General features: G+C 56.2%; 23 protein-coding genes. 7 read left to right on the top strand and 16 right to left on the bottom strand.

Annotated elements, in window-relative coordinates; translation table 11 throughout:
* Positions 1–10: 10 nt before the first annotated feature.
* From trmL to secA, 3 genes are all read right to left on the bottom strand, one after another.
* The gene (trmL, locus tag BJL95_RS08445; RefSeq protein WP_064031817.1) at positions 11–487 is read right to left on the bottom strand and encodes a tRNA (uridine(34)/cytosine(34)/5-carboxymethylaminomethyluridine(34)-2'-O)-methyltransferase TrmL; all 477 of its coding nucleotides are present in this window, start codon (positions 485–487) and stop codon (positions 11–13) included.
* 11 nt (positions 488–498) lie between these two features.
* Positions 499–3,000: a glycogen/starch/alpha-glucan phosphorylase gene (locus BJL95_RS08440; RefSeq protein WP_071157111.1), complete on the bottom strand. Its 2,502-nt coding sequence runs from the start codon at positions 2,998–3,000 to the stop codon at positions 499–501.
* A 149-nt stretch (positions 3,001–3,149) separates the two neighbouring features.
* Positions 3,150–5,882 (bottom strand): preprotein translocase subunit SecA, encoded by a 2,733-nt coding sequence (secA, locus tag BJL95_RS08435; protein ID WP_064031819.1) that lies wholly within the window; start codon positions 5,880–5,882, stop codon positions 3,150–3,152.
* 187 nt (positions 5,883–6,069) lie between these two features.
* On the opposite strand from secA, the gene trkA reads away from it, so the two are divergent.
* Positions 6,070–7,431 (top strand): Trk system potassium transporter TrkA, encoded by a 1,362-nt coding sequence (trkA, locus tag BJL95_RS08430; protein ID WP_064031820.1) that lies wholly within the window; start codon positions 6,070–6,072, stop codon positions 7,429–7,431.
* Between the two features lie 14 nt (positions 7,432–7,445).
* Here the strand turns inward: trkA and BJL95_RS08425 are convergent, their stop codons facing one another.
* The 8 genes from BJL95_RS08425 to BJL95_RS08390 form a co-directional block, all read right to left on the bottom strand.
* Positions 7,446–8,006, bottom strand: a complete 561-nt coding sequence (locus tag BJL95_RS08425; protein WP_071157109.1) for a hypothetical protein — start codon at positions 8,004–8,006, stop codon at positions 7,446–7,448.
* Positions 8,006–8,527, bottom strand: a complete 522-nt coding sequence (locus BJL95_RS08420) for a hypothetical protein (RefSeq protein WP_071157107.1) — start codon at positions 8,525–8,527, stop codon at positions 8,006–8,008. The genes BJL95_RS08425 and BJL95_RS08420 overlap by 1 nt, the downstream gene beginning before the upstream one ends.
* 2 nt (positions 8,528–8,529) lie before the next feature.
* Positions 8,530–8,904: a VOC family protein gene (locus tag BJL95_RS08415; protein WP_071157105.1), complete on the bottom strand. Its 375-nt coding sequence runs from the start codon at positions 8,902–8,904 to the stop codon at positions 8,530–8,532.
* A 30-nt stretch (positions 8,905–8,934) separates the two neighbouring features.
* Positions 8,935–9,714 carry a hydroxypyruvate isomerase family protein gene (locus BJL95_RS08410; protein ID WP_071157103.1) on the bottom strand — a complete coding sequence of 260 codons (780 nt, stop codon included), beginning with the start codon at positions 9,712–9,714 and terminating at the stop codon, positions 8,935–8,937.
* A gap of 6 nt (positions 9,715–9,720) precedes the next feature.
* Positions 9,721–10,590 carry an NAD(P)-dependent oxidoreductase gene (locus BJL95_RS08405; RefSeq protein ID WP_071157101.1) on the bottom strand — a complete coding sequence of 290 codons (870 nt, stop codon included), beginning with the start codon at positions 10,588–10,590 and terminating at the stop codon, positions 9,721–9,723.
* 17 nt (positions 10,591–10,607) lie between these two features.
* Entirely contained in the window at positions 10,608–11,102 is a 495-nt protein-coding gene (locus tag BJL95_RS08400) for a hypothetical protein (RefSeq protein ID WP_071157099.1), read from the bottom strand.
* Between the two features lie 61 nt (positions 11,103–11,163).
* Positions 11,164–11,652: a hypothetical protein gene (locus tag BJL95_RS08395; protein ID WP_071157097.1), complete on the bottom strand. Its 489-nt coding sequence runs from the start codon at positions 11,650–11,652 to the stop codon at positions 11,164–11,166.
* Positions 11,652–12,203: an FMN-binding protein gene (locus BJL95_RS08390; RefSeq protein WP_175463667.1), complete on the bottom strand. Its 552-nt coding sequence runs from the start codon at positions 12,201–12,203 to the stop codon at positions 11,652–11,654. Before BJL95_RS08390 ends, BJL95_RS08395 begins: the two co-directional genes overlap by 1 nt.
* Before the next feature lie 261 nt (positions 12,204–12,464).
* On the opposite strand from BJL95_RS08390, the gene BJL95_RS08385 reads away from it, so the two are divergent.
* Both BJL95_RS08385 and BJL95_RS08380 read left to right on the top strand, forming a co-directional pair.
* Complete coding sequence (locus tag BJL95_RS08385) at positions 12,465–13,967, top strand: hypothetical protein (RefSeq protein WP_071157095.1); 1,503 nt, start codon at positions 12,465–12,467, stop codon at positions 13,965–13,967.
* Positions 13,968–14,075: 108 nt separating this feature from the next.
* Positions 14,076–15,272: a cytochrome-c peroxidase gene (locus BJL95_RS08380; RefSeq protein WP_071157093.1), complete on the top strand. Its 1,197-nt coding sequence runs from the start codon at positions 14,076–14,078 to the stop codon at positions 15,270–15,272.
* A 48-nt stretch (positions 15,273–15,320) separates the two neighbouring features.
* On the opposite strand, the gene BJL95_RS08375 is transcribed toward BJL95_RS08380, so the two are convergent.
* From BJL95_RS08375 to BJL95_RS08365, 3 genes are read right to left on the bottom strand one after another with little or no spacing between them, the layout of a single operon-like run.
* The gene (locus tag BJL95_RS08375) at positions 15,321–15,665 is read right to left on the bottom strand and encodes a GIY-YIG nuclease family protein (protein ID WP_254786739.1); all 345 of its coding nucleotides are present in this window, start codon (positions 15,663–15,665) and stop codon (positions 15,321–15,323) included.
* On the bottom strand, positions 15,662–16,105 hold the full coding sequence (gene rnhA / locus BJL95_RS08370) for a ribonuclease HI (protein WP_064031830.1): 444 nt from the start codon (positions 16,103–16,105) through the stop codon (positions 15,662–15,664). Before rnhA ends, BJL95_RS08375 begins: the two co-directional genes overlap by 4 nt.
* Positions 16,106–16,118: 13 nt before the next feature.
* Positions 16,119–16,829, bottom strand: coding sequence for a class I SAM-dependent methyltransferase (locus tag BJL95_RS08365; protein WP_071157091.1), 711 nt, complete (start codon positions 16,827–16,829; stop codon positions 16,119–16,121).
* 88 nt (positions 16,830–16,917) lie between these two features.
* Between BJL95_RS08365 and BJL95_RS08360 the strand changes: the two genes are divergently transcribed.
* Positions 16,918–18,507, top strand: coding sequence for a LysM peptidoglycan-binding domain-containing protein (locus BJL95_RS08360; RefSeq protein ID WP_071157089.1), 1,590 nt, complete (start codon positions 16,918–16,920; stop codon positions 18,505–18,507).
* A 107-nt stretch (positions 18,508–18,614) separates the two neighbouring features.
* On the opposite strand, the gene BJL95_RS08355 is transcribed toward BJL95_RS08360, so the two are convergent.
* Complete coding sequence (locus tag BJL95_RS08355; protein ID WP_071157087.1) at positions 18,615–19,445, bottom strand: S1 RNA-binding domain-containing protein; 831 nt, start codon at positions 19,443–19,445, stop codon at positions 18,615–18,617.
* Between the two features lie 23 nt (positions 19,446–19,468).
* Positions 19,469–21,358: a DNA topoisomerase IV subunit B gene (parE, locus tag BJL95_RS08350; RefSeq protein WP_071157085.1), complete on the bottom strand. Its 1,890-nt coding sequence runs from the start codon at positions 21,356–21,358 to the stop codon at positions 19,469–19,471.
* Between the two features lie 72 nt (positions 21,359–21,430).
* Here parE and BJL95_RS08345 point away from each other — a divergent pair, with 72 nt between their 5' ends.
* From BJL95_RS08345 to dxs, 3 genes are all read left to right on the top strand, one after another.
* Positions 21,431–21,664 (top strand): exodeoxyribonuclease VII small subunit, encoded by a 234-nt coding sequence (locus BJL95_RS08345; protein ID WP_064031835.1) that lies wholly within the window; start codon positions 21,431–21,433, stop codon positions 21,662–21,664.
* A complete protein-coding gene (gene ispA, locus BJL95_RS08340) occupies positions 21,657–22,550 on the top strand; it encodes a (2E,6E)-farnesyl diphosphate synthase (RefSeq protein ID WP_064031836.1) in 894 nt (297 codons plus the stop codon). Before BJL95_RS08345 ends, ispA begins: the two co-directional genes overlap by 8 nt.
* 51 nt (positions 22,551–22,601) lie before the next feature.
* Positions 22,602–24,445 (top strand): 1-deoxy-D-xylulose-5-phosphate synthase (gene dxs / locus BJL95_RS08335; RefSeq protein WP_071157082.1); only part of this gene is annotated, 1,844 nt, incomplete at its 3' end.

Raw genomic sequence — 24,445 nt, 5'->3', positions numbered from 1 at the left:
TGGAGGTGTTTCAACGTGCCTTCGGCAAGGCCTCCGGATAGCCCAATTGTCGCCAGGCCTCATACAAAGCTACGGCGACAGTATTCGATAAATTCAGGCTACGGCTCTCTGCCCGCATCGGCAAGTAGAGCTTTTGCTCGGGCGGCAAACTCTCCAGGAATTCCTGAGGCAATCCGCGCGTTTCCGGCCCGAACAACAGGGCATCGCCGGCTTGATAGCGCACTTGGCTAAACACATTGGTGCCCTTGGTGGTAAACGCGAACAAACGTTTGGGCTTTCCGCGCTCCAAGTAGTCTGCCAACGAGCCGTGCTGACGAATATTAACCCACTCGTGATAATCCAAACCGGCTCTGCGCAAGCGCTTGTCGTCCAGCTCAAAACCCAACGGCCGGATCAGGTGCAGATGCGCACCGGTATTGGCGCATAGCCGGATAATATTACCGGTGTTCGCGGGAATCTCCGGTTCGAACAGCACGATATCCAGCATCGCCCGCCCGGCTATCCCTCGACTTGGATCGGCGTCAAGTGCCAAATGTCGTGATTATATTCGCTGATGGTCCGGTCGGTCGAAAACTTGCCGCTGGCGGCGGTGTTGATAATGCTCATCCGCGTCCAATGCTCTTGATCCCGGTACGCGGCGTCGACGCGTTTCTGCGCCTCCAGATAGCTGCGGAAATCGGCAAGGGTCATCCACGGATCGCTGGGGCTTTTAATCGACGCGATAATGTCATCGAACATACCCGGTTCGAAGCGATTGAAATGGCCGCATTCCAATAAATACATGACCCGCTGCAGATCGTTATCGTCACGGATGTACGCCTCCGGGTCGTAATGACCCCGCAACGCTTCCACCTCGGCTTCGGTCAAGCCGAACAGAAAAAAGTTCTCCTCGCCGACTTCCTCGCGGATTTCAATGTTCGCGCCATCCAACGTGCCTATCGTCAGCGCACCGTTCATCATGAACTTCATATTGCCGGTACCGGATGCTTCTTTGCCGGCCGTCGAAATTTGCTCGGACAAGTCCGCGCCGGGACAAATCTTTTCCATCGCCGAGACGCAGTAATTCGGCAAAAACACCAGTTTCAACTTGTCGCCGACATCCGGATCGTTGTTGATCACATGCGAGACATTGTTGATGAACTTGATGATTTTCTTCGCCATCGCATAGCCCGGCGCCGCCTTGCCGCCGATCAACACGCAACGCGGCACCCAGTTGTCGGTGTCGCCGCGCTTGATCCGGTCGTAGAGATGAATCACATGCAGCACATTCAGGACTTGCCGCTTGTACTCGTGGATCCGCTTGACCTGCACGTCGAACAAGGCATCGACGTTGATATCGATGTCGTACTCGAATTTCTTGAAATCCACCAAACGTTGCTTGCTGGCCCGGTTCAGCTCGTACCATTTCTTGCGGAATGCCGCATCGTCGGCATAGGGTTTGAGCTCGGCCAATTGCGACAAGTCGGTGATCCAGGCATCGCCGATGGTTTCGGTGATGAATTCCGCCAATTCGGGATTGCAACCGGCCAGCCAACGCCTCGGTGTGACGCCGTTGGTTTTGTTGTTGAATTTGCCTGGCCACAGTTCGTAGAAATCCCGGAACAAGCCTTCCTTCAGCAATTTGGAATGCAATTCGGCCACACCGTTGACCGAAAAACTCCCGACGATCGCCAAATAGGCCATGCGCACCATTTTGGTCGGGCCTTCTTCGATGATGGACATTCTCGCCATGCGCTCGCCGTCGCCCGGCCAACGCGCCGACACTTCAGCCAGGAAATGCGCGTTGATCTCGTAGATGATCTCCAACAACCTCGGCAACAAACTTTGCATCAGATTGACCGACCATTTTTCCAAGGCTTCCGGCAACAGCGTGTGATTGGTGTAAGCCATCGTGTTGCGGGTGATATTCCAGGCATCGCGCCAGGACAACCCATGGATATCCATCAGCAGACGCATCAATTCGGCAACCGCGATACTGGGATGGGTATCGTTTAGTTGAAAACAATTCTTTTCGGAAAACTTCGAGAAATTGTTGCCGTGCCGCCCGACCCAGTTTGCGATCACGTCCTGCAAACTGGCGGATGCCAGCAAATATTGTTGTTGCAGGCGTAGCGCCTTGCCGTTTTCGTTGGCATCGTTGGGGTACAACACCATCGTGATGTTCTCGGCGGTGACCTTCTGAGCGACCGCCTCGGCATAGTCGCCGGCGTTGAATTCCTGCAGATTAAACTCTTCGGTGGCGATTGCCTTCCAAAGCCGCAAAGTATTGACGGTACCGTTCTTGTAGCCAGGTACCGGCGTGTCGTAAGGCATGGCCAGAATATCGTGCGTTTCTATCCAACTGGTACGCCGATTGCCGTGTTCGTCAATGTGACTTTGAGTCCGGCCGCCGAATTTGATCCGATGCATGTATTCCGGACGTTCGATCTCCCAAACGTTGCCCATCCGCAACCAGTGGTCCGGCCGCTCGACCTGCTCGCCATTGACGATCTGCTGGGTAAACATGCCGTATTCGTAACGCAGCCCGTAACCGGTGACCGGCAACTGTAAAGTCGCGCAACTGTCGATGAAACAGGCCGCCAGCCGACCCAAGCCACCGTTACCCAATCCGGCGTCCGGCTCGCTCTCCACCAGTTCCTCGGCTTCCAAACCGAGATCGTATAGCGCTTGAGTAACCACGTCGTCCACGCCCAAATTCAGCATCGCGTTGCTCAGGGACCGGCCGATCAGAAACTCCATCGACAGATAAAAGGCCTTCTTGCAATCCGAATCGCGGTAGACGTTGTAAGTTTTTTTCCAGCGCTCGACCAACCTGTCGCTGATGGTCAACGACAAAGCCTCGTAGGCATAGTGCGGCGAACGGCAATTTTCGTCTCGCCCCAACCGATGGCTGTAATAGTGTTTGAAATCGGAGATGAAATGCTTCTTTTCCATCCCCAACTTGGGCAGCTTGGTGATGTCGGAAGCGGGATTGCTCTTATGAAAAACTCTATGCGGCATCGTGATTACCCTGTAAAACAATGAATCTCTGGAAGCCATAGCGCAAACATGGATGACGATACACTCCCGGCAAGCCGGGCAAACAATCCGATCCGCTCAAAACCGGACGACTTGAGTCGGGCGACTGGCGGAGCCGCCCGTCAACCCAATCAGCTCAGCTTACCGTGACACTGCTTGTACTTTTTACCCGAACCGCAAGGGCACGGATCGTTACGACCGACCTTACGATCGCCGCGTACAAACGGTACCCCATTCTCGTCGGCCGGCTCGGCCGTTTCGTCGCCGGATTCGAAAAGCGACGAAGCCTCGGCATGTTCGTAATGCATTTCCTGCGGCGCTTGGCGTTGTTGATCGATCGCTTCGACATCTTCCTCGCGACTGACCTGCACCTTGCAGAGTATAGTCACGACTTCCTGTTTGATGTGATTCAACAAGCTGGTAAACATTTGGAATGACTCGCGCTTGTACTCCTGTTTGGGGTCCTTTTGCGCATAACCGCGGAAATGTATGCCTTGGCGCAGTTGGTCCATCGCCGCCAAATGCTCCTTCCAACTGTTATCCAGGACTTGCAGCATCACCGATTTTTCGAAGTGCCGCATCACGGAAGCGCCGATACTGTCTTCCTTGGCCTTGGCTTCCTGCTCGGCTTTCTCGACGACCAAATGCCGCAGCTTGGCTTCGTTCAAGGTTTTGTCCCGCGCCATCATCTCGACCAACGGCATGCTCAGGTTAAAATCCTGCGACAAATGCTGTTCCAGACCGCGAATATCCCATTGTTCTTCCATCGTTTTCGGCGGGACGAACTGGGTCACCGCGTCGTTGAGCACATCCGCGCGTATCGCCGCCACGATGTCGCTGATATCCTCGGCGGCCATCAACTCGTTGCGCTGCGAATAGATCACTTTGCGTTGATCGTTGGCGACATCGTCGTAGGCCAAAATTTCCTTACGAATATCGAAGTTGCGGTTTTCCACCTTGCGCTGGGCGCTCTCGATCGACCGAGTCACCCAGGGATGCTCGATCGCTTCGCCTTCCTGCATGCCCAACTTCTGCATCAGGCCAGCTACCCGCTCAGATGCGAAAATCCGCATCAAATCGTCTTCCAACGACAAATAAAACCGGGTTGAACCCGGATCGCCCTGCCGGCCGGAACGACCGCGCAACTGGTTATCGATCCGCCGCGACTCGTGGCGTTCGGAACCGATCACGTGTAAACCGCCGGACGCCAACACTTTTTCATGGCGATCCAACCACGCACCTCGCACCTGTTCCTTGGCATCGTCGCTGGCGTCTTCGCCCAAGGTCGCCAGCTCAGCATTCAAATTACCGCCCAACACGATGTCGGTACCGCGACCGGCCATGTTGGTGGCAATCGTCACCGCGCCCGGCATACCCGCCAACTCGATGATATGGGCCTCGCGCTCATGTTGTTTGGCATTCAAGACTTCGTGCTGGATGCCTTGTTGCTTCAGCATCGCCGAAATCCGCTCGGAGTTTTCGATCGACGTGGTGCCGACCAGCACCGGCTGACCGCGTTTGACGCAATCCTTAATGTCTTCGATGACCGCGTTGTATTTTTCCCGCGCCGACAAGTACACCAAATCGCCCATGTCTTTACGGATCATCGGTCTATGGGTCGGGATAACGACAACTTCCAAGCCGTAAATTTTGTTCAGCTCGAACGCTTCGGTATCCGCGGTACCGGTCATCCCGGACAGCTTGTTGTACAGGCGGAAATAGTTTTGGAAGGTAATCGAGGCCAGTGTCTGGTTCTCGTTTTGAATGGTAACGCGTTCCTTGGCTTCGACCGCCTGATGCAAGCCGTCCGACCAACGCCGGCCGGTCATCATGCGCCCGGTGAATTCGTCGACAATGATGACTTGATCGTTTTTAACGACGTAATCGACATCGCGCTGAAACAAAATATGCGCCCGCAACGAGGCATTCAGGTAGTGCATCAAACGAATGTTGGCCGCGTCGTACAACGAGGAACCGGCCTCGATCAAGCCGTGTTCAACCAACAAACGCTCGACTTTTTCGTAGCCGGCCTCAGTCAGGTGTATCTGCCGCGATTTCTCGTCCACCGCATAATCGCCCGGCATTTTGTCTTGCAATTCCGGATCTTCGGATTTTTCCTGCTTGGTCAGCAGCGGGATGATCGCGTTGGTCTTCAAATAGACGTCGGTATTGCCCTCGGCCTGCCCGGAAATGATCAGCGGCGTTCTGGCTTCGTCGATCAAGATCGAATCGACCTCGTCGACGATCGCGAAATTCAGGTCGCGCTGAACTTTTTGCTCCAGACTGAACGACATGTTGTCGCGCAAGTAGTCGAAGCCGAATTCGTTATTGGTACCGTAGGTAATATCGGCGGCGTATGCGGCTTGGCGTTGTTCGTGGTTTAAGTCGCTAACGATCACGCCGGTGCTCAAACCCAGAAAACCGTAAAGCTTACCCATCCATTCGGCGTCGCGGCGCGCCAGATAGTCGTTGACGGTCACGACGTGAACGCCGCGGCCGGGCAAGGCGTTAAGATAGGCCGCGAGCGTGGCCATCAGGGTTTTACCTTCACCGGTTTTCATCTCGGCGATCTTGCCGGAATTCAACACCATACCGCCGATCAACTGCACGTCGAAATGTCGCATACCGAACACCCGGCTCGACGCTTCGCGCACCGTGGCGAAGGCTTCCGGCAATAGTTGGTCCAGTTTTTCGCCCCGTGCCAGGCGATCGCGGAATTCCTGAGTCTTAGCGGTTAACGCGGCATCGGACAGTGTTTCGTATTCGGCGGCCAACGCATTAATCTTCTTGACTATTCTGCGCTTTTTCTTGATCAGCCTGTCGTTCCGGCTGCCAACTACCATTTTAACCAGCTTCCCCAGCATGATAATTCCAGTATTAGAGTGAACCAAAGTTTGCGATTATAACGTTATGGGGGGGCGCTGACTAGAAAACAAGCCCATGCCACCGACGCCAAAACCGCTGGAACATGGACAAGCCAGGCAATGCAGGTATAATTTCTCTCCTTCACTTTCCCACCTCGCCACCCATTTTCCGGCACGCCTCCTCCGTATGAAAATTGTGATACTCGGCGCCGGCGTCACCGGCTCATCGGTAGCCGGCGCTCTCGCCAGCGAAGAAAACGACATCGTGGTCATCGATCAAAAATCGCACTTGCTGACGGCCCTTAAAGCGCGCCTGGACATCGCCACTGTCGAAGGCAACGCCACGCATCCCAGCGTTCTGGAGCAATCCGGGATTCGCGATGCAGACATGGTCATCGCGGTGACCGACCGAGACGAAACCAATATGCTGGCCTGCCAGGTAATCAATACGCTGTACAGCAAGCCGAAAACCATCGCCAGGGTAAGGGCCATCGATTTTCTGACCCACCCCGAACTGTTCCAACCTAACGGTATTCCTATCGATATCGTCATCAGTCCGGAACAAGTAGTCACCGAAGCCATTCGCAACCTGATCAAATTTCCGGGCGCGCTGCACGTCTCCGAATTCGCCGACGGTTTGGTGCGGTTGTTTTCGATCAAGGTAGTCGCCACCGGCTTTTTGACCGGCAAGCGCATCCAGGCGGTCAAGGAAAAACTGGCCGACGGTATGATCCGCGTTGCCGCGATCTTTCGTGACGGCAAGGCGATTCCGGTCAACGGCGAAGCGGTCATCGCCACCGGCGACGAGGTGTTTTTCGTCTGCCCGCGCGACAAGGTCCGTAAGACACTGATTGATTTACACAAACTGGAATCGCCGATCAAATCCATCATGCTGGCCGGCGGCGGCCACATCGGCAAACGTCTGGCGTTAGCGCTGGAAAACAACTATCACGTCAAGGTGATCGAACACAACATCGAACGCGCCAAGGACATCGCCAACGATTTGCGCAACACAATGATTTTGCACGGCGACTGCACCGACGAATCGCTGCTGCTGGAAGAAATGATCGAGGATACCGATCTGTTCTGCGCCATCACCAATAACGACGGCATCAACCTGATTTCGGCGGGGCTGGCGAAAAAGCTCGGCGCCAAGAAAGCCATCTGCTTGGTCAACAATAACTCCTACCTGAAATTGCTGGACGGCAGCGACATCGATTTGGCGATACAACCCAAGCTGGAAACCCTAGGCGGCATCTTGAAACACGTTCGCAAAGGCGACGTGGTCGGCGTCAGCTCGGTTTGCGGCGGCAGCGCCGAGGCCATCGAAGCGATCGCCCATCGCAGCAAAAACGCCTCTTCGGTGGTGGGGCTAAGGGTCGATCAGGTCAATCTGCCCGACGGCGTGATTCTGGGCGCGTTGATTCGCGAGAAGGAAGTGATTCCGGTACATCACGACACCGTGTTCGCGGAAGGCGATCATGTGGTGATGTTTGCGCTGAACAAGAAACACGTCAAGGATATCGAGGAATATTTCCAACCGATCTGAACGCGCCGCGGGCATCACTCCGACAGCGGCTTACCTTCGCGATCAGCATCGATACACGCCAACGCGCGTTGCGGCATGCCGGCTGCGCTGGTCTCCTGCTGCAACGCGGCGCGGCTATCCTCGTGCACCGCCGCCATGAATTGCAACAAGGCCATCTCCATCCGCAATTTTTCGTCCGGTTCGTCACTATCCCACATCCGGTTCAACAACTGCTTGGCGTGGTGATGTATCGTAAATGCCACGGCCTCCGGCAAATGCGCGTAACTGGCGCGTAGCGAGTTTTTCAATTTGTCCAACGATTCCAGATATTGCCGGTAGTCCTTTAAATCCTGCTGGCATTGAACCTTGACCATCGCCAGTTCGTTGGCGTTGCGCGCTTTGTTCACTGCCAACTCGTGGGCCAATTGCTGAGCCTGTTTGCGCAGCTGGGCGGCTAGCGCCTGCTCCGCGACGGCTTGATTTCGGCGCAATTCGGCGGCCAAGTCTTGGCGCGCCAAACGCCAATCAAGCTGATCGTCGCTAGCCCGCCGCCAAAATGAAAGCGCCGCGCTCAGCCAGCGCCCGATCGCCGCCATCAGACTTGCTCGCGGACCGCAAGGATGCCCGCGACGTCGCCGCTGCGCAGACAATGTTTCAATTCGCGCCTAAGCGTTTTGAAACGCTTGGCCGGCAACAGAGCCTTGCCCGCCAACAATTCCGACTCAACAGCCGCCGACAACTCCCGCAACTGCTTGCGATCGTCGGCCGCCAGGATGCGCCGGCGCCGCATGGCCGCCCGATATTGCAACTGCTTGAACTCCAAAGCCCGGCGCGTCGCGGCTGCGCGCCTGGCCAGTTCCAGCGCGGCGACGCGCCGCAAAGCCGCCGCGGTTTCGCTGCAAAAAGCCCGCAGATCGCGACTGACCTCTCTAATCAAACCGAATAACCCTAGGCCGCCCCATAAGGCCAAGGCCACCAGTAAAATTTTGGCGCCCAGCAGATAAAGCAAACCGGTTAGCAACGCCAAGCCCGCTTGCATCGCCAAAAACCCGGCCAACAATAACAGCATGGCTAAACTACCGAGCAGCAACGCCGCCCAAACCAAACGTCCGGACATCGTTACGGACGCTCGATAAACTCCAGGGCGTTGCCGTCCCGGTCCCGGCAAAACAAGGCTTTACGCCCGGAGATACTCAGTGTGAATTCTATACCGCTCCGCTCCAAGCTTTCCCTGAGGGCATCTATGGAATCGACATGCATCGCCACATGCCGATCTCGCCCGCCATGCGCCGCACGTCCGCTGATGGGATCGGGATTGGGCAGCTCCAGTAGATGAATTTGTTGGGCACCGATCTGCAGCCATGCACCCGGAAACGGCAAGTCCGGTCGCTCGGTCTGCGGCATACCCAATATGTCGCGGTAAAACCTTAAAGACTGTTCGGTATCGGACACCAACAGACTGGCATGATGTAACGTAAAATTGTGTGCGGTCATGGCGCTACCCCGGATTGAAAATCCCGTCGATTATACCGTCGATGCCGGCAGCCAAGCTAAACTGTCGGCCGTGGCGCCGGACGGGCGGTATTCGGCGCCGAGCCAACCGCGATAGGCCGATCCGGCAATCGAATCGAACAGGGCGGCAAAATCGATAGCCCCGCTACCCGGCTCGCCGCGCCCCGGCACGTCGGCAAACTGTATGTGGCCGATACGCTCGGCATGTGCCGCGATAAACGCCGCGCAATCCTCGCCCATCCGGGTCATGTGATAAATGTCGTACTGCATTTTTAAATGCGGATGGCCGATTTGATCGAGGATATCCAGCATTTGCCGACCGCTATCGACCAAAAAACCCGGCATGTCGAAGGTGTTGATCGCCTCGAACACTGTCTCGACGCCCAATTCGGCAAACTGGTCAGACGCGAATCGCAAATTATCCAGCAAGGTTTGCCAATACGCCGGTCGGCACTCGGCAGTCAAGCACCGGCCCGGCAGCACGTTGACGAACGCCGGTCGCAACACTTGGGCGTAACGGTAGGCTTGCGCCACCGCTCGCCGAAACTCGGCGACGCGCTCCGGTACAGCCGCGAGGCCTTCGCCGCCCTGCAACAAAGTGGCCGCGTCGACATTGAACAGCACCAGGCGCAAATCATGATACTGCAATTGGTCGGTGATCGCTTCGGCCGGCAAATCGTAGGGAAACTGGATTTCGACAGCGTCGAAACCGGCGCGGCGCGCGGCCTGGAACCGTTCGAGCAGTGGGTATTCGTCGAACAACAAACTGAGATTGGCCGAAAAACGCAACATCGCCAATCAAGTCTCGCGGTAAAGTTTGATCAAGGTCGCCGGATCTTGATTCAGAAAGCCGCGACCGGCGTGGAGCCGCAGCAGTTGCGCGGCCAGACCGGACATTGGTACCGCAGAACCCGCTTGACCGGCAACATCCGCCGCCATCGTCAGGTCTTTCAATAGCGTGCCTACCCGCCATTTCACCGGCTCGAAACGACCCTCCGCCATTTCCGGACCGACAATTTGCAGCGGCTTGGAATCGGCGAAGCCGCCGGCCAGCGCTTGCGGAATCCGCTCGGCGTCGACCCCGGCCGCCCGAGCCAGCGCCATCATTTCGGCGATGACCAGCACGTTGCAACTGACGATCATCTGATTGCAGATTTTGGTAATCTGACCGCTGCCGACCGGCCCCATGTGGGTTAAGCGACTGTAAAGTGGTCGCAACACCTGCCGGGCAACATCGATATCGTCCGCTTCGCCGCCCGCCATGATCGCCAGACTGCCCTCCTCGGCACCGACCGTACCGCCGGACACCGGCGCATCCACCCAACGCATGCCGCAACCGGCCTTGACCGCAGCGGCCAAGCGCCGGGTAACATCCGGATGAATGCTGGACAGGTCGATCAACAATTTCTGGGCGTTGCCGGCGGCGATGACGCCTTGGGCCACGACGCTTTCCACGGCGGCACTATCGGCCAGACACAGCAAGATCACATCGGAATTGGCGACCAACTCAGCAACGCTGGCACACACGGCCGCACCGGCGGCGGCAACGTCGCTCAGCTTTTCCGGGCTGCGATTCCAGACGCGCACGGTAAACCCCGCATCCAGCAAGCGCAAGGTCATCGGCCTACCCATCAAGCCGATGCCGACAAATCCCAATGTATAGCGCATCGCGGCCCTCTTCTGCCTTATTCGAACAATGCCGGACTCAGATCGATCGGTTGGCTATCGTCCAGGCCGGCCATCAGATGACCGTGGACCAACTGAAACGCCTGATCGAAATCGGCATTCACGAAGCGTTGCGCCAAATGCCCGCATAACGCATACAAGGCCGAGTAGTGCACGGTTTCACCGGAGACGCACTGGTGGACTTTATCGGATAAGGCTCGTACCAACGACAATACCGAGCCGTCCTGGCGCCAATTGACCGACACCGTGACCACCTCGTCGCCGCGGCAGGCAATCGCCGCCAAGGCGTTGAACGCCAAATCGACCAAACCCGCCAGTATTTTCAACAAATCGCCGCCAGCGACCGCTTTGAAGGTGTAACTGGCACAATCCAACAACAGCGCCTGGCGCATGACGATATCCATGTCAGACAGATGCGCTAAATCGCCGTCATCGGGTTGAGCAATGCCGAATTGACGATGAAATTCCTTAACCAATTGTAAATGCTTGTTCATAGTTACCCGCTGTTAATGAAATTTAGAATGCGCGTGGATTGCCGGCCGGATTCGTTCCGCGTTACTGAATACGCTGCCGGGACTGGATCAACGAAATCGAGACGATGACGATCAAGGCCAGCAACGAGGCTTCTAGGGTCAGAAACGCGGCAATCTTGAAATAGGCAAAACGGGGGTCAACAAACCTGACCAGCCAACCGGCCGCTTCGTCGGCCAATGCCGCCGCGTATATGATGCCGCTTAACCACACTTTCAACAGAGTCGGCAACGAGGTCATCAGCATCAAATGCGTTAAAGTCAACACCAGCATGCCCATCGCAAACAGATGAAAGTGGGTAACTTCGAGCAAACTTTGATAGCTTCTGGGTTGAGTGAAGGCTTCTTCCGAACCGAGATAGAAAGCGACCACCGACTCGACGGTTAAACTCATCTTATGAAAATACATCAAGCCGTTACTGACCCATAACAGCGCCACGTAGACCAAAAACATCAGGATCAAGGAATTGATCAACAATTGGCGGTTTTGTTCGCCGGTCACAAAAAATCGCATTAGGGTTTTGCTGGTTTCAACAGGACTTCGAAGATGGCAACCAGTTTTCTGGCGCTGTTTAACGCCGCCCGCGAGCTCAAGGTGGCGCCGGCCACGGCCTGAACTTCTTTGTCGAAGCTCAAATCCTCCAGGCCGCGATTAGTTAATAGCGTAAACCAACGTTCCGGCGGCTGATATTCGGTAGGCTCATGAAAAGCCAAAGTATACACGTTGCGTAGACGCCCATCGGGGTTCAAAACCAGTAGCAGGGTTTCGGGCTGCGTTCTGACAGTGTGCGACTCGATCAACGCATATCCGACAATCTGGCCCTGCTTTTTGCCGACATGCAGACTAATCAGGCTGGAATCGAGCTTGACCTTAGCTAGTCGTTCGATTTCCAAAACCTGCTCCGGCGTCGGAAACAGCGATAGCACTTCGACGCTGACGTCCTCCGCAAAGGCCAGTTTCAGCGCTTCCGCCTTGCTGTAATACACCGTCGCCAGCGCCGAACTTGCGGCAGTCAACAGGGCAATCAACGCTATTGATAATCTGATCAGGCTAAAAATATTCACTACCGTTCCCGCAAATAAAGGGTGGCTATGATAGAGACAGCCAACCGATTTGCCAAACCTTTCCCGATACCACTTCCTCCATTATCGGCCACTTCGTTCTGCGTACCGCATCTTTTTCGCCTCGTTTCCCGCTCGGATAGTCCCTGTCGTTCGTGAAATACCACAGATGGCCTAGCAATATTTCTTGCAAATGAGAATGCTTGGCATTTATTATTTGAAAAACTCACCTTATTGTTCAACATCCTATCAAGGGGTTATCCGATGATTATTAGCAAACCATTCAAACCAACCGTTTGCCTGGCGGGCGCTATTAGCTTGGCGCTGGGCACGGCACACGCAGCGCCACCGATGCCGAATACGATGGAGGAGATGTGGAAAATCGTTCAGCAACAACAACAGGAAATCGAAGCGCTGAAGGCCAAAACCGCCCAAAACGAGGCCTTGCAACAGGAAGTCAATACATTGAAGGAACAACAAAAGTCGACCCAAGCAGTGGCGCAATCCACCCCGGTAGTTAACGGAAAGACCGGACAAAACGGCGAGCTGGAACGCAAAACCGATGTGCTGGCAACCGAAGTCGAACGCCTGAAAACCCAATTGTTCATACCCGAGTCTCGCGAATATAAGAGCCAATACGGTCTAGGTCCGGCCGCATCCAATGTCTACCGCGTCAATCGGGGTATTTCAATCGGCGGTTACGGCGAAGCAATGTACACCAATTACGCCGATCCGCGCGGCGACAGTGCCACTAATAAAGACACCGCCGACCTGGAACGCGCCGTCATTTACCTGGGTTACAAATTCAACGACTGGATCGTGCTGAACAACGAATTCGAATTCGAACACGCCTCGACCGGCGAGGGCTCCGAGGAAAAAGGCGAAATTTCCGTCGAGTTCTCGCAACTCGATTTCCTGCTCAATCCCAAATACAACGTCCGTGCCGGATTGATGTTGATGCCGATGGGCTTTATCAACGAAATGCACGAACCGACCACCTACCATGGCAATCACCGCCCGGACGTCGAGCGCTACATCATCCCGTCCACTTGGCGAGAAATGGGCGCCGGCCTGTTCGGCGAGATCTTGCCGGGCCTGGAATATCGGGCCTACGCCGTCAACGGCCTGAATGCCGCGAATTTCTCCAATATCGGTATCAAGGAAGGTAGAGGCGGCGGCAGCAACGCCCAGGCCGAGGATTTTGCCTTCACCGCCCGCCTGGACTATTCGCCGAATTTTGTGCCGGGCTTGATGGTGGGTGCATCGACGTTTCAAGGCAACAGCAGTCAAAAGAATTTGGTCGACTTCGACGGCAAGGGCGTGGATTTTTACACCCAACTCTACGAAGGCCATCTGCAATACAAATACCGCGGCCTGGAACTGCGCGCCTTGGGGGCGTGGAGCCGTATCGAGAACACCGAATTCTTAAATCCGATCATCGCTGGCGACGGCCCAATCGGTAAGGAAAGTTTCGGCTGGTACCTCGAAGCCGCTCACGACATCATGCCGTTCGTCTGGAAGGAAAGCAGCCAATACCTCGCACCATTCGTCCGGGTCGAGCGTTACGACACCGTCGCCGCCGTCGCTAGCGGTTTCGAGAAAGGCAGCGGCCTCGATCGTTGGATTTATCAAGCCGGCCTCAGCTACAAACCGATAGACAATATCGTCATCAAGGCCGACTACCGCAACATCCGCGATCGAAAACTGGTCCCGGCCGGCGTACCGTTCGGGGACGAGTTCAATCTAGGCTTCGGCTTTATCTATTAATAATAACCACAGCTAATAATAACCACGGCGACGAGGCGGCGACCTGACCAATATCCGCCGCCTCGGGTGCGCTCGCCTCGCGCGAAACGGTCCCCACGAGATACGATCATGAAATTATTTTCGCTGCTTACTACCCTCGCCGCCGCTTGCTTCGCCGCGACTGCCGGGGCCGACGTTCCGGTTCTGCCCGGTGCCGGCAATCTCAGTACCAAGGCGCAACTGGGCCAACAGTTATTTTTCGACACCAATCTATCCGAACCGGCCGGCCAGGCCTGCGCTACCTGCCACGATCCGGCGTTCGCCTTTACCGACCCGGACAAAAACTCGCCGACATCGCAAGGCATACTGAGCAATTTGCAGGGCAACCGGAACACGCCGACCGCGATGTATTCCGGTTACGCCCCAGCGTTTTATTACGACCGCGCCTCGGGTCTTTACCTCGGCGGCCAATTCCTGGACGGCCGAGCCGCGACGCTGGAAGACCAAGCCAAAGGGCCGTTTTTAAACCCCGTGGAAATGGCCAACCCCGATAGCGCGACGGTCGTGTCCAAGGTCCGCTCCGCCGCGTATGCCGCGATGTTCGACTCCGTTTACGGCAACGGCGCGCTGGACGACGTCGACCTCGCCTACGACAGGATCGCCAACGCGATTGCCGAGTTCGAGCGCAGTCCGGTATTCAACCGCTTTACGTCCAAATACGACTTTTACTTATTCGGCAAAGCCAAATTCACCGCTCAGGAAAAACGCGGCTTGCAACTCTTCGAAGCCGGCAACAAAGGCAATTGCGCGGCCTGCCACCCCAATCGTCCGCTGGCTAACGGCACTCCTCCGCTATTCACGGACCACAGTTACGATAACCTCGGCGTGCCGAAGAACCCGGCGAACTTGTTTTATACCTTGAGCGCGGAATTGAACCCGGAAGGCGCGACCTTCATCGACGAGGGCCTGGGCGGCCGCCTGCACCTCAACGCCGAACTCGGCAAAATCAAAGTGCCGACCCTGCGCAATGTCGCGGTCACCGGACCTTATATGCACAACGGCTATTTCAAAACCCTGCGAGGCGCGGTTGAGTTGTACAGCAACCGCGACATCAAAAAACGTTGCGGGAATACGTTAACGCTGGAAGCGACCGCTTTGTCGAAAAAGTGTTGGCCGGCTCCCGAGGAAAATACCAACGTCAACCATGCCGAGCTCGGCGCATTGAACCTGAAGAAAAAGGAAGTCGACGATTTGGTGGCGTTTTTGAAGACTTTGACCGACGGCTACAAATCCGAATCGCCGTGGCCGTACAAGGCGCCTAAATAACGACCGGCAACCGGACCAGGTATCGGCTAGGCTACCAATCCCAGCGGTTTACAGCGTTTCACGCCCGCCCGCCGCTTCGATCAGTGCCAGCTTCCGCCGCTTGGACAGCTTCTTGATCGCGGCCTCCCGCCGAGACGCCGAGGCGCGGTCGTGTCCGGTTTCGCGATAGGCAACCGCGAGCGGAATTCGACTCCGAAAAAACTTAGCGCCGCGCCCGCTCCGATGTTCGTCGAAGCGGCGCGCCACGTCGGTGCTGATTCCGGTATACAAACTGCCATCCTGGCACAACACAATGTAAACCGACCAAGCGGCGGACGCGACTTCCGCATTGGGGGCCATTTGCCCGCCATCGTCGCCGGCCACCAAGCCCACCGATAGCCCGACAGCATTCATCGGCGCTTGAGTTCGTCGATGCCTTGGTTGGCCAAGCGGTCCGCCCGCTCGTTGCCGTCGTTGCCGGAGTGGCCCTTCACCCATACCCAATCGATGCGATGGCGTTGGATCGCCGCGTCGAGCCGCCGCCACAAATCCTCGTTCTTGACCGCTTGATTGGCCGAGGTTTTCCAGGACCGCTTCTTCCAATTGACCATCCATTCGGTAATACCCTGCAACACGTATTTGGAATCGGTATGCAAACGCACGTTGCAAGCGTGCGTCAACGCTTCCAGGGCCTGAATCGCCGCCATCAACTCCATCCGGTTATTGGTGGTTTCCGGGTCGCCGCCGTGCAGCAGTTTCTGCTTGCCTTTATAGTGCAGACAAACCCCCCAACCGCCCGGACCGGGATTGCCGCGACAAGCGCCGTCGGTATAGATTTCAACTAACTCGCTCATGATTTAATTTGTTTTAGTAATTCGGTAATCGATTTTCGACGCCGGCTCCGGCGGTCGCCAAACCGGCTTTGCGCTTAAATTCCGCCGCCAATGGAATCAGAGAATACTGACGCTTCACAACCTTGACACCGTAAGCCATCGTCAGCAACGAAGGATAACCGGTCCGAAATTGGCCGTGGGTGATCGTAAAACGGTCCAAGCCAAATTCCACGGTGTTCAAGACTTCGAAATTCAGCAGTTTCAGCCAGTCCAACAGCCGGGCGCGGCTGATGAAATGCGCGCGCCAGGAATCGGCCAGTTTGCGGTCCCAAACGAATTGAAAGCGCACCGACGGGCTGAACGGATTGAAATTCAGCATTACCAACTCACCGCCCGGTTTTAGCACTCTATTCACTTCCCGCAGGGTTCGAAAACGCTGGGCATCGAATTCCAACAAATGAGGCAATATCACCAAGTCCATCGACTCTGTCTGTATCGGCAAGCTGTAGGCCTTGGCGGTTACCTTTAACGCCTCGGCGCTACCAAGACGCTTGGCATCCAGAATTAAATAATTTTGGTAGAGCGAGCAATCCACGAAGTCCCGTTCCCAACCCAATCCGCCGATCTGCAATTGCGTCTGCTTACAACTGACCGTGATCGAGCGTTTCAAATAACTCGCCTCCATGCTTTGCAACAGCTTGCCCCTAGGCGTCTGATACAGTGCGAACAAAAAGTCTCTCTTCATTTACCCCAACCGTTTTAGAGCATGTTTTTTTGGCTAATCGGGAAAGCCATGCTAGCATCTAATTTTTTTATTTTAGCGAGTACAGACAATGCCCTGCTCATTTTCGAAAAAAACAGCCTGTCATCTGTCTTTGATTCTGCCGATACTGCTGTTGTCCGGCTGTAGCCAGTCCACCAAAAAAGACCATTTGGGCCAGGCCGTCGGCAGCAAGTTCTCGATATTTACCCGCAACGGCCAAGCCAACCGTAACGAAAAATCACCGAGCGAAACCAAGGAGTTTTCGACTATCTGGGACCGGATGCTGTCATTGTACGCGTTACCGGAAATCGATAACGCCCGAATCGATCGCGAGGTTAACTGGTACCTGAGAAATCCGGAATACCTGACCAGGGTACAACAGCGCGCCGAGCCTTATCTGTACTTCATCCTGAACGAACTCGAAGCCAAAAACATTCCCGGCGAGCTGGCGCTGTTACCGGCCGTCGAAAGCGCATTCCGACCCGACGCCATGTCGCCGGCCCAAGCCTCGGGCCTGTGGCAATTCATTCCGCCCACCGGCAAACTCTACGGGCTGAAACAAAACAGCTGGTTCGACGGCCGCCGCGACGTCATAGAATCCACCCAAGCTGCCGCGACCTTCTTGAAGGAACTCAGCGAGTGGTTCAACAACGATTGGCTATTGGCACTGGCCTCGTATAACGCCGGCAAAGGCAATATCAAAAACGCGATAGATCGCAATCTCGATCGAGGCCAACCCACCGACTTCTGGTCGCTGGACCTGAACAACGAAACCTCCGCCTACGTGCCGCGACTGTTGGCCATTGCGAAAATCTTCGCCAACCCCGAGAAATACAACGTCAGTTTGCAGCAATTCCCCAACGAACCCTACTTCGAACTGGTCGATATCAAATCGCAACTGGATTTGGGCAAGGCCGCCGAACTGGCGCAATTGCCGATGGACCATTTCTTCAAGCTGAATCCGGGGTTCAACCGCTGGAGCACCGATCCCGAAGGTCCGCACCGTTTACTGATTCCGGTCGACAAAGCTCCGGCCTTCAAGGAAAAGCTGGCGGAATTGCCCCACGAAGAGCGCATCAAATGGATGCACCATACCGTGGGCTACCGCGAAAGCTTGAAAGTCATCGCCAAGAAACACAACACGTCGGTGGACGAGATCAAGCAGGTCAATCACCTGGACGGCGAAACGGTCGCCGACGGCAAGGTTTTGTTGATACCGACTTCTTACAAAGCTTTGCGTGACGAACCGACCGGCAACCTAGCCGCCGCCCAACCTTCGGCGCCGATCCAAGCCGCGCCGAGCAAGCAAATCTACACGGTCAAAAAAGGCGATACGCTGTGGAGCGTCGCGCAACATTTAGGCGTGGATAGAGACGACATCGTCAATTGGAACAAACTGCCGAAAAAAGCGGTTCTGAAGCCTGGTCAAAAAATCACCGTCAAAAAAGGCGGAGATATTACTGTCGCTTCGGCGGCACCGGCGTTCAAGCAAATCAGCTACACGGTTAAATCGGGCGACACCCTGGCGCAAATTTCCAAGAAATTTAACGTCGCCGTCACCGAGCTGCGCAAGTGGAACAATGTCCCTAAAAACAAGGCCGATATAAAACCCGGCACTAAACTCAAGATCATCGTAGAAACCGCCCATCCTTCGACCTAAGCCTAAGAACCGCGAGCGCTGCTTAAGTCCGTCCCACGGAACACCATCTCTGTTTGCCGCCGGACGGGGCACATCAACCGTCCGGACTCACACCCTTCGAGCAGGCCTCACGTTAGCCTAATCCCATCCGACTCCAGCACTATTCGGCGTTGCTTGTACAAGCCGCCGATAGCCTGCTTGAACACCTTCTTACTGACACCAAACGTGTCGTAAATCAATTGCGGGTCGCTTTTGTCGGTCAACGCGATATAACCACCGCGCTCCGCCAAGATGTCCAGGATTTTTTGCGAAGTGCTATCGACTTTCTCGCCGTATTTAGCTTGCGTTAAAATCAGATCCAACCGTCGATCCGGCCGTATCTTTTTGATGAAGCCGGCCAGCTTCTGGCCTTTTTTTAACGGCTGGAACACCTCGCTTTTATATAAAACACCCCAGTATTTGTGATCGACAACGGCCTTAAAACCCAGTTCGGTATGCTCGGCGATGATCAACTCCACCGCCTGGCCGTCCTGATAATAAAACGCCTCATCTTGGATAAAATCGTCCAGACGCATCGACGCCGCAATCCGATTATCTTCATCCAGAAACAGCCGCACCAGGCAGAAACGCCCTTCGATCACCTTGCCTTTTTGCTCGCTGAACGGTAACAGCAAATCCTTGGGCAAACCCCAATCCAAAAACGCGCCGGCGTGACTCAGCGATACCACTTTCAGCCAAGCGACTTCGCCGGCTTGCGCCTTAGGCGTTTGCGAGGTGGCAACGACTTGATTCTTGCCGTCAATATAGACGAAAACCGTTAGGCGATCGCCGACCGGCTTACCGGCCGCCCCGCCGGAGTCGGCCAACGCGATTTCGCCCCATTCGCCGCCATCGAGATAGCATTGATCATCGCGATGGCTGACGATGCTTAAAGTATTGAGTTTGCCGAGTTCTATCATGATTTCAGTCCTGTTGGGCGCGGTTATACGTCAGCCAAATTGCCTTTGTCTTCCAGCCAACTCTTACGGTCGCTGGCACGTTTTTTGGCCAACAGCAAATCCATCTGCTCGCGGGTATTGTCGTTTTCCGCGACGGTCAACTGTACTAGTCGGCGAGTGTCCGGATTCATCGTGGTTTCCCGCAATTGGGACGGGTTCATTTCGCCCAAGCCCTTGAAGCGCTGAATATTGACCTTACCGGTCAATTTTTCGGCTTCGATACGCGCCAATACCCCCAGGCGTTCGGATTCGTCCAATGCATAAAACACCTTTTTACCAACGTCGATCCGGTAAAGCGGCGGCATCGCCACGAATACGTGACCGGCATCGACCAAGGCCCTAAAATGCTGATAAAACAGCGCGCAGATCAAGGTCGCGATGTGGTTGCCGTCGGAATCGGCGTCCGCCAATATACAGACCTTGCCGTAGCGCAGGTTTTGCAAATCGTTACTGTCCGGCTCTATGCCCAAGGCGACGGCAATATCGTGGACTTCTTGAGAAGCCATCACTTCGCCGGAATCGACCTCCCAAGTATTTAGAATCTTGCCGCGCAGCGGCATGATGGCCTGAAACTCGCGGTCGCGAGCTTGTTTGGCCGAGCCGCCGGCCGAATCGCCCTCGACCAGAAACAGTTCGGTTCGACTGAGATCCTGCCCCGAACAATCGGCCAATTTACCGGGCAAGGCCGGACCGCTGGTGATTTTCTTGCGGACGATCTTCTTGCCGGCTCGCAAGCGCTTCTGGGCGCTGGCGAGAATGATCTCGGCGATTTTCTCGCCTTCCTGCGGATGCTGGTTTAGCCACAAGCTGAAAGTATCCTTGGCGACGCCGGAAACGAAAGTCACGCACTCGCGCGAGCTCAAGCGTTCCTTGGTCTGGCCGGAAAACTGCGGGTCTTCGAGTTTTACCGACAACACAAAATGACAATTTTCCCAGACGTCTTCAGGGGCGACTTTGACGCCGCGCGGCAGCAAATTACGAAAATCCAGAAACTCACGGATCGCCTCGGTCAGACCGGCGCGTAATCCGTTGACGTGGGTACCGCCTTGCGCGGTCGGCACCAGATTGACATAGCTCTCGGCAACGGCTTCCGGCAGGCTGTCGGGCGTCCAGACGATACCCCATTCCACCGCTTCGGTGCTGGCGGCCATCTTAGCCATGAACGGCGGTTGCGGAAAGATCTCGGCGTCGCCGACCCTGTCCAACAAATACTCTTGCAAACCGTTCTGGTAACACCATTCGATGCGTTCATCGCTGAGCTCGGACACCAACACGATTTTCAGCCCCGGACACAGCACCGCCTTCGCCCGCAATACGTGCTTTAGCTTGCTGACCGAGACTCGGTTGGAATCGAAATATTTGCCGTCCGGCCAAAAGTGTACGCTGGTACCGGTATTGTTCTTGCCGACCGTACCGGTCTGCTGTAGTTCGCCGACCTTATCGCCGCCGGCGAATTCCATCTGATAGATGCCCCCGCCGCGCTTGATCTCGACCAACAATTTCTCGGACAGCGCGTTGACCACCGAAACGCCGACCCCGTGCAAGCCTCCGGAGAACTGGTAATTCTTATTGGAAAACTTACCGCCGGCATGTAACTGAGTCAGGATCACCTCCACGCCCGGCATGCCTTGCTCTGGGTGAATATCGACCGGCATGCCGCGACCGTTGTCGATCACCTTAACCGAACCGTCTTTGTATAGGGATACTTCGATACTGTCGGCGTGTCCGGCTAGAGCCTCGTCGACGCTGTTATCGACCACCTCCTGCACCAGATGGTTGGGCCGGGTGGTATCGGTGTACATGCCGGGGCGCTTGCGCACCGGGTCCAAGCCGCTCAGCACCTCAATCGCGGCGGCGTTATATTCTTGGGTCATCGTTACTCATCAAATGGCGGTTAATTCATACTATAATGCTCGGTCATTTTTTCGAGCACATCAGCGCATTATATGTCGAGACGCAAAAGCGCATCCCAATTTGAGGAAGCGATGGAAGAACTGGAGAAATTGGTCGAGCAAATGGAGCGCGGCGACATCTCTTTGGAAGAATCGTTAAAGTCGTTCGAGCGCGGCATCAAGCTCACCCGCACCTGCCAGCAAGCCTTGCAGGACGCCGAGCAAAAAGTGCACATCCTATTAGAAAAAAACGGCCAACAAACCCTGGAGCCATTCACCGATGAGTAAACTGAAAGACTACCTGACCGCCTGTCAAAATCGCGTGGAACGCGCTCTGGACGTTCGACTACCGGGCGAAAATATTCTGCCGCAAACTTTGCATCAAGCCATGCGTTATTCCGTGTTGGATGGCGGCAAACGGACCCGCCCGCTATTAACTTACGCAACCGGTCAAGCATTGGGCATTGCCGAGGACGCCTTGGACGCCCAAGCTTGCGCGGTCGAGTTCATCCACGTTTATTCGCTAATTCACGACGACCTGCCGGCCATGGACGACGACGACCTGCGCCGCGGCAAACCGACCTGCCATAAAGCCTTCGACGAAGCCACCGCGATTTTGGCCGGCGACGCCTTGCAGGCGCTGGCCTTCGACGTGTTGGCCAACGACGCCGCCATCAAGGTCGGCGCGGAAGCCCGAGTCAAGATGATCGCGGCGTTGACTCGCGCCAGCGGTTCGCAAGGCATGGTGGGCGGCCAAGCCATTGATTTGGGATCGGTAGGCCGTAAACTGACGTTACCCGAGCTGGAGAACATGCACATCCATAAAACCGGGGCGCTGATTCGCGCGAGCGTCAATCTGGCCGCGCTCTCCAAACCGGATTTAGCGACCGATGCCGCCAAGAAACTGGATCATTACGCTAAATGCATCGGTCTGTCGTTTCAGGTCAAGGACGACATACTCGACATCGAGGCCGACACCGCCACCTTGGGCAAAACCCAAGGTAAGGATGTGAACAATGATAAACCGACCTACCCCGCGTTGCTGGGCATGGCCGGCGCCAAACAAAAAGCCCAAGAACTGCACGAGCAAGCCGTCGAAAGTTTGGCCGGTTTCGGTGACGAAGCCGATCTGCTGCGCGAGCTGTCTTTATACATTATCGAGCGCACCCATTAATCGAACCGCAACACGACCGCCATCGGTAATCCGAAGAAACCCAATCACGACATGACGCTTTCCGGAACATTCCCGTTACTGAACACCATCGCCAGCCCGACCGACATCCGCGCGCTGGCGCCCGAGCAGCTCCAGGCCTTGGCCGACGAGGTGCGCCGGTTTCTGACCCACACCGTCAGTATTTCCGGCGGCCATTTCGCGGCCGGCCTGGGCACCGTGGAATTGACCGTGGCGCTGCATTACGTATTCAATACCCCGGTCGATCAATTGGTTTGGGATGTCGGCCATCAGGCCTATCCGCACAAGATTCTGACCGGCCGCAAGGATAGGATGACCACGATCCGCACCCTGGGCGGGGTGTCGGCCTTTCCGTGCCGGGCCGAGAGCGAATACGATGCCTTCGGCGTCGGCCATTCCTCGACCTCGATCAGCGCGGCCTTGGGCATGGCCATCGCTTCGCAGTTGCGCGGCGAGGATAAGAAGATGGTGGCCATCATAGGCGACGGTTCGATCACCGGCGGCATGGCCTTCGAGGCGATGAATCATGCCGGCGACGTCAATGCCAATCTGTTGGTGATTCTGAACGACAACGAGATGTCGATTTCGCCGCCGGTCGGGGCGATGAACAATTATCTGACCAAGATTTTGTCCAGCAAGCTGTATTCCTCGGTCCGTCAGGAAAGCAAGAAGGCCTTGTCCAGCATGCCCAGCGTTTGGGAGTTGGCGCGCAAGGCGGAAGAACACGTCAAGGGCATGATCGTGCCGGGGACCTTGTTCGAGGAGTTGGGCTTTAATTATTTCGGACCGATCGACGGCCACGATCTGGAGATCCTGGTGTCGACCCTGGACAAGCTCAAGGATTTGCGCGGACCGGTGTTTTTGCATGTGGTGACCAAGAAGGGCAAGGGTTACGCCCCGGCCGAGAAGGACCCCTTGGCTTACCACGGCGTGCCGGCCTTCGATCCGACCCAGGATTTTCTGCCCAAGGCGGCGCCGTCGCCGCATCCGACCTATACCGAGGTGTTCAGCCGTTGGTTGTGCGATATGGCGGCCGAGGACGAGCGGCTGCTGGGGATTACCCCGGCGATGCGCGAAGGCTCGGGGTTGGTCGAGTTTTCCCAGCAATACCCGCAACGCTATTTCGACGTGGCCATCGCCGAGCAGCACGCGGTGACCCTGGCCGCCGGCCAGGCTTGCCAGGGCGCCAAGCCGGTGGTGGCGATTTATTCGACCTTTTTGCAGCGCGGTTACGACCAGTTGATCCACGACGTGGCCTTGCAGAATCTGGATGTGTTGTTTGCGTTGGATCGAGCCGGTCTGGTCGGCCCGGACGGCCCGACCCATGCCGGCGCCTTCGACTACAGCTATCTGCGCTGCATTCCGAATATGTTGGTGATGGCCCCGGCCGACGAGAACGAGTGCCGGCAGATGCTGACCACCGGCTTCCATTACCACGGCCCAGCCTCGGTGCGCTATCCGCGCGGCAAGGGGCCCGGCGCGGCGATCGATCCGCGCCTGACCGACCTTGAGATCGGCCAGGGCGAGATTCGCCACCAGGGCGGCCGGATTGCGATCCTGGCCTGGGGGGCGATGGTCGCCCCGGCCGTCGAAGCCGGCAAGCAACTGGGGGCGACAGTAGCCAACATGCGCTTCGTCAAGCCCCTTGATGAAAGCTTGATTCTGGAACTCGCCAAAACCCACGACGTGTTCGTCACGGTCGAGGAAAACGTCATTGCCGGCGGGGCCGGTAGTGCGGTACTGGAATTCCTGCAAGCGCAGCGGATACTGATGCCGGTCCTGACCCTCGGCCTGCCCGACCGCTTCGTCGAGCAGGGCTCCAGAGAACAACTGCTCGGCTTGTGCGGACTCGACGCCAAAGGCCTGTTGGCCAGCAT

The organism is Methylomonas sp. LWB (assembly GCF_001856095.1).
GTDB classification, from domain to species: Bacteria; Pseudomonadota; Gammaproteobacteria; order Methylococcales; family Methylomonadaceae; genus Methylomonas; species Methylomonas koyamae_A.
Note: the sequence above shows the minus strand (reverse complement) of the source record. Positions and strands in the feature narration are given on the sequence as shown.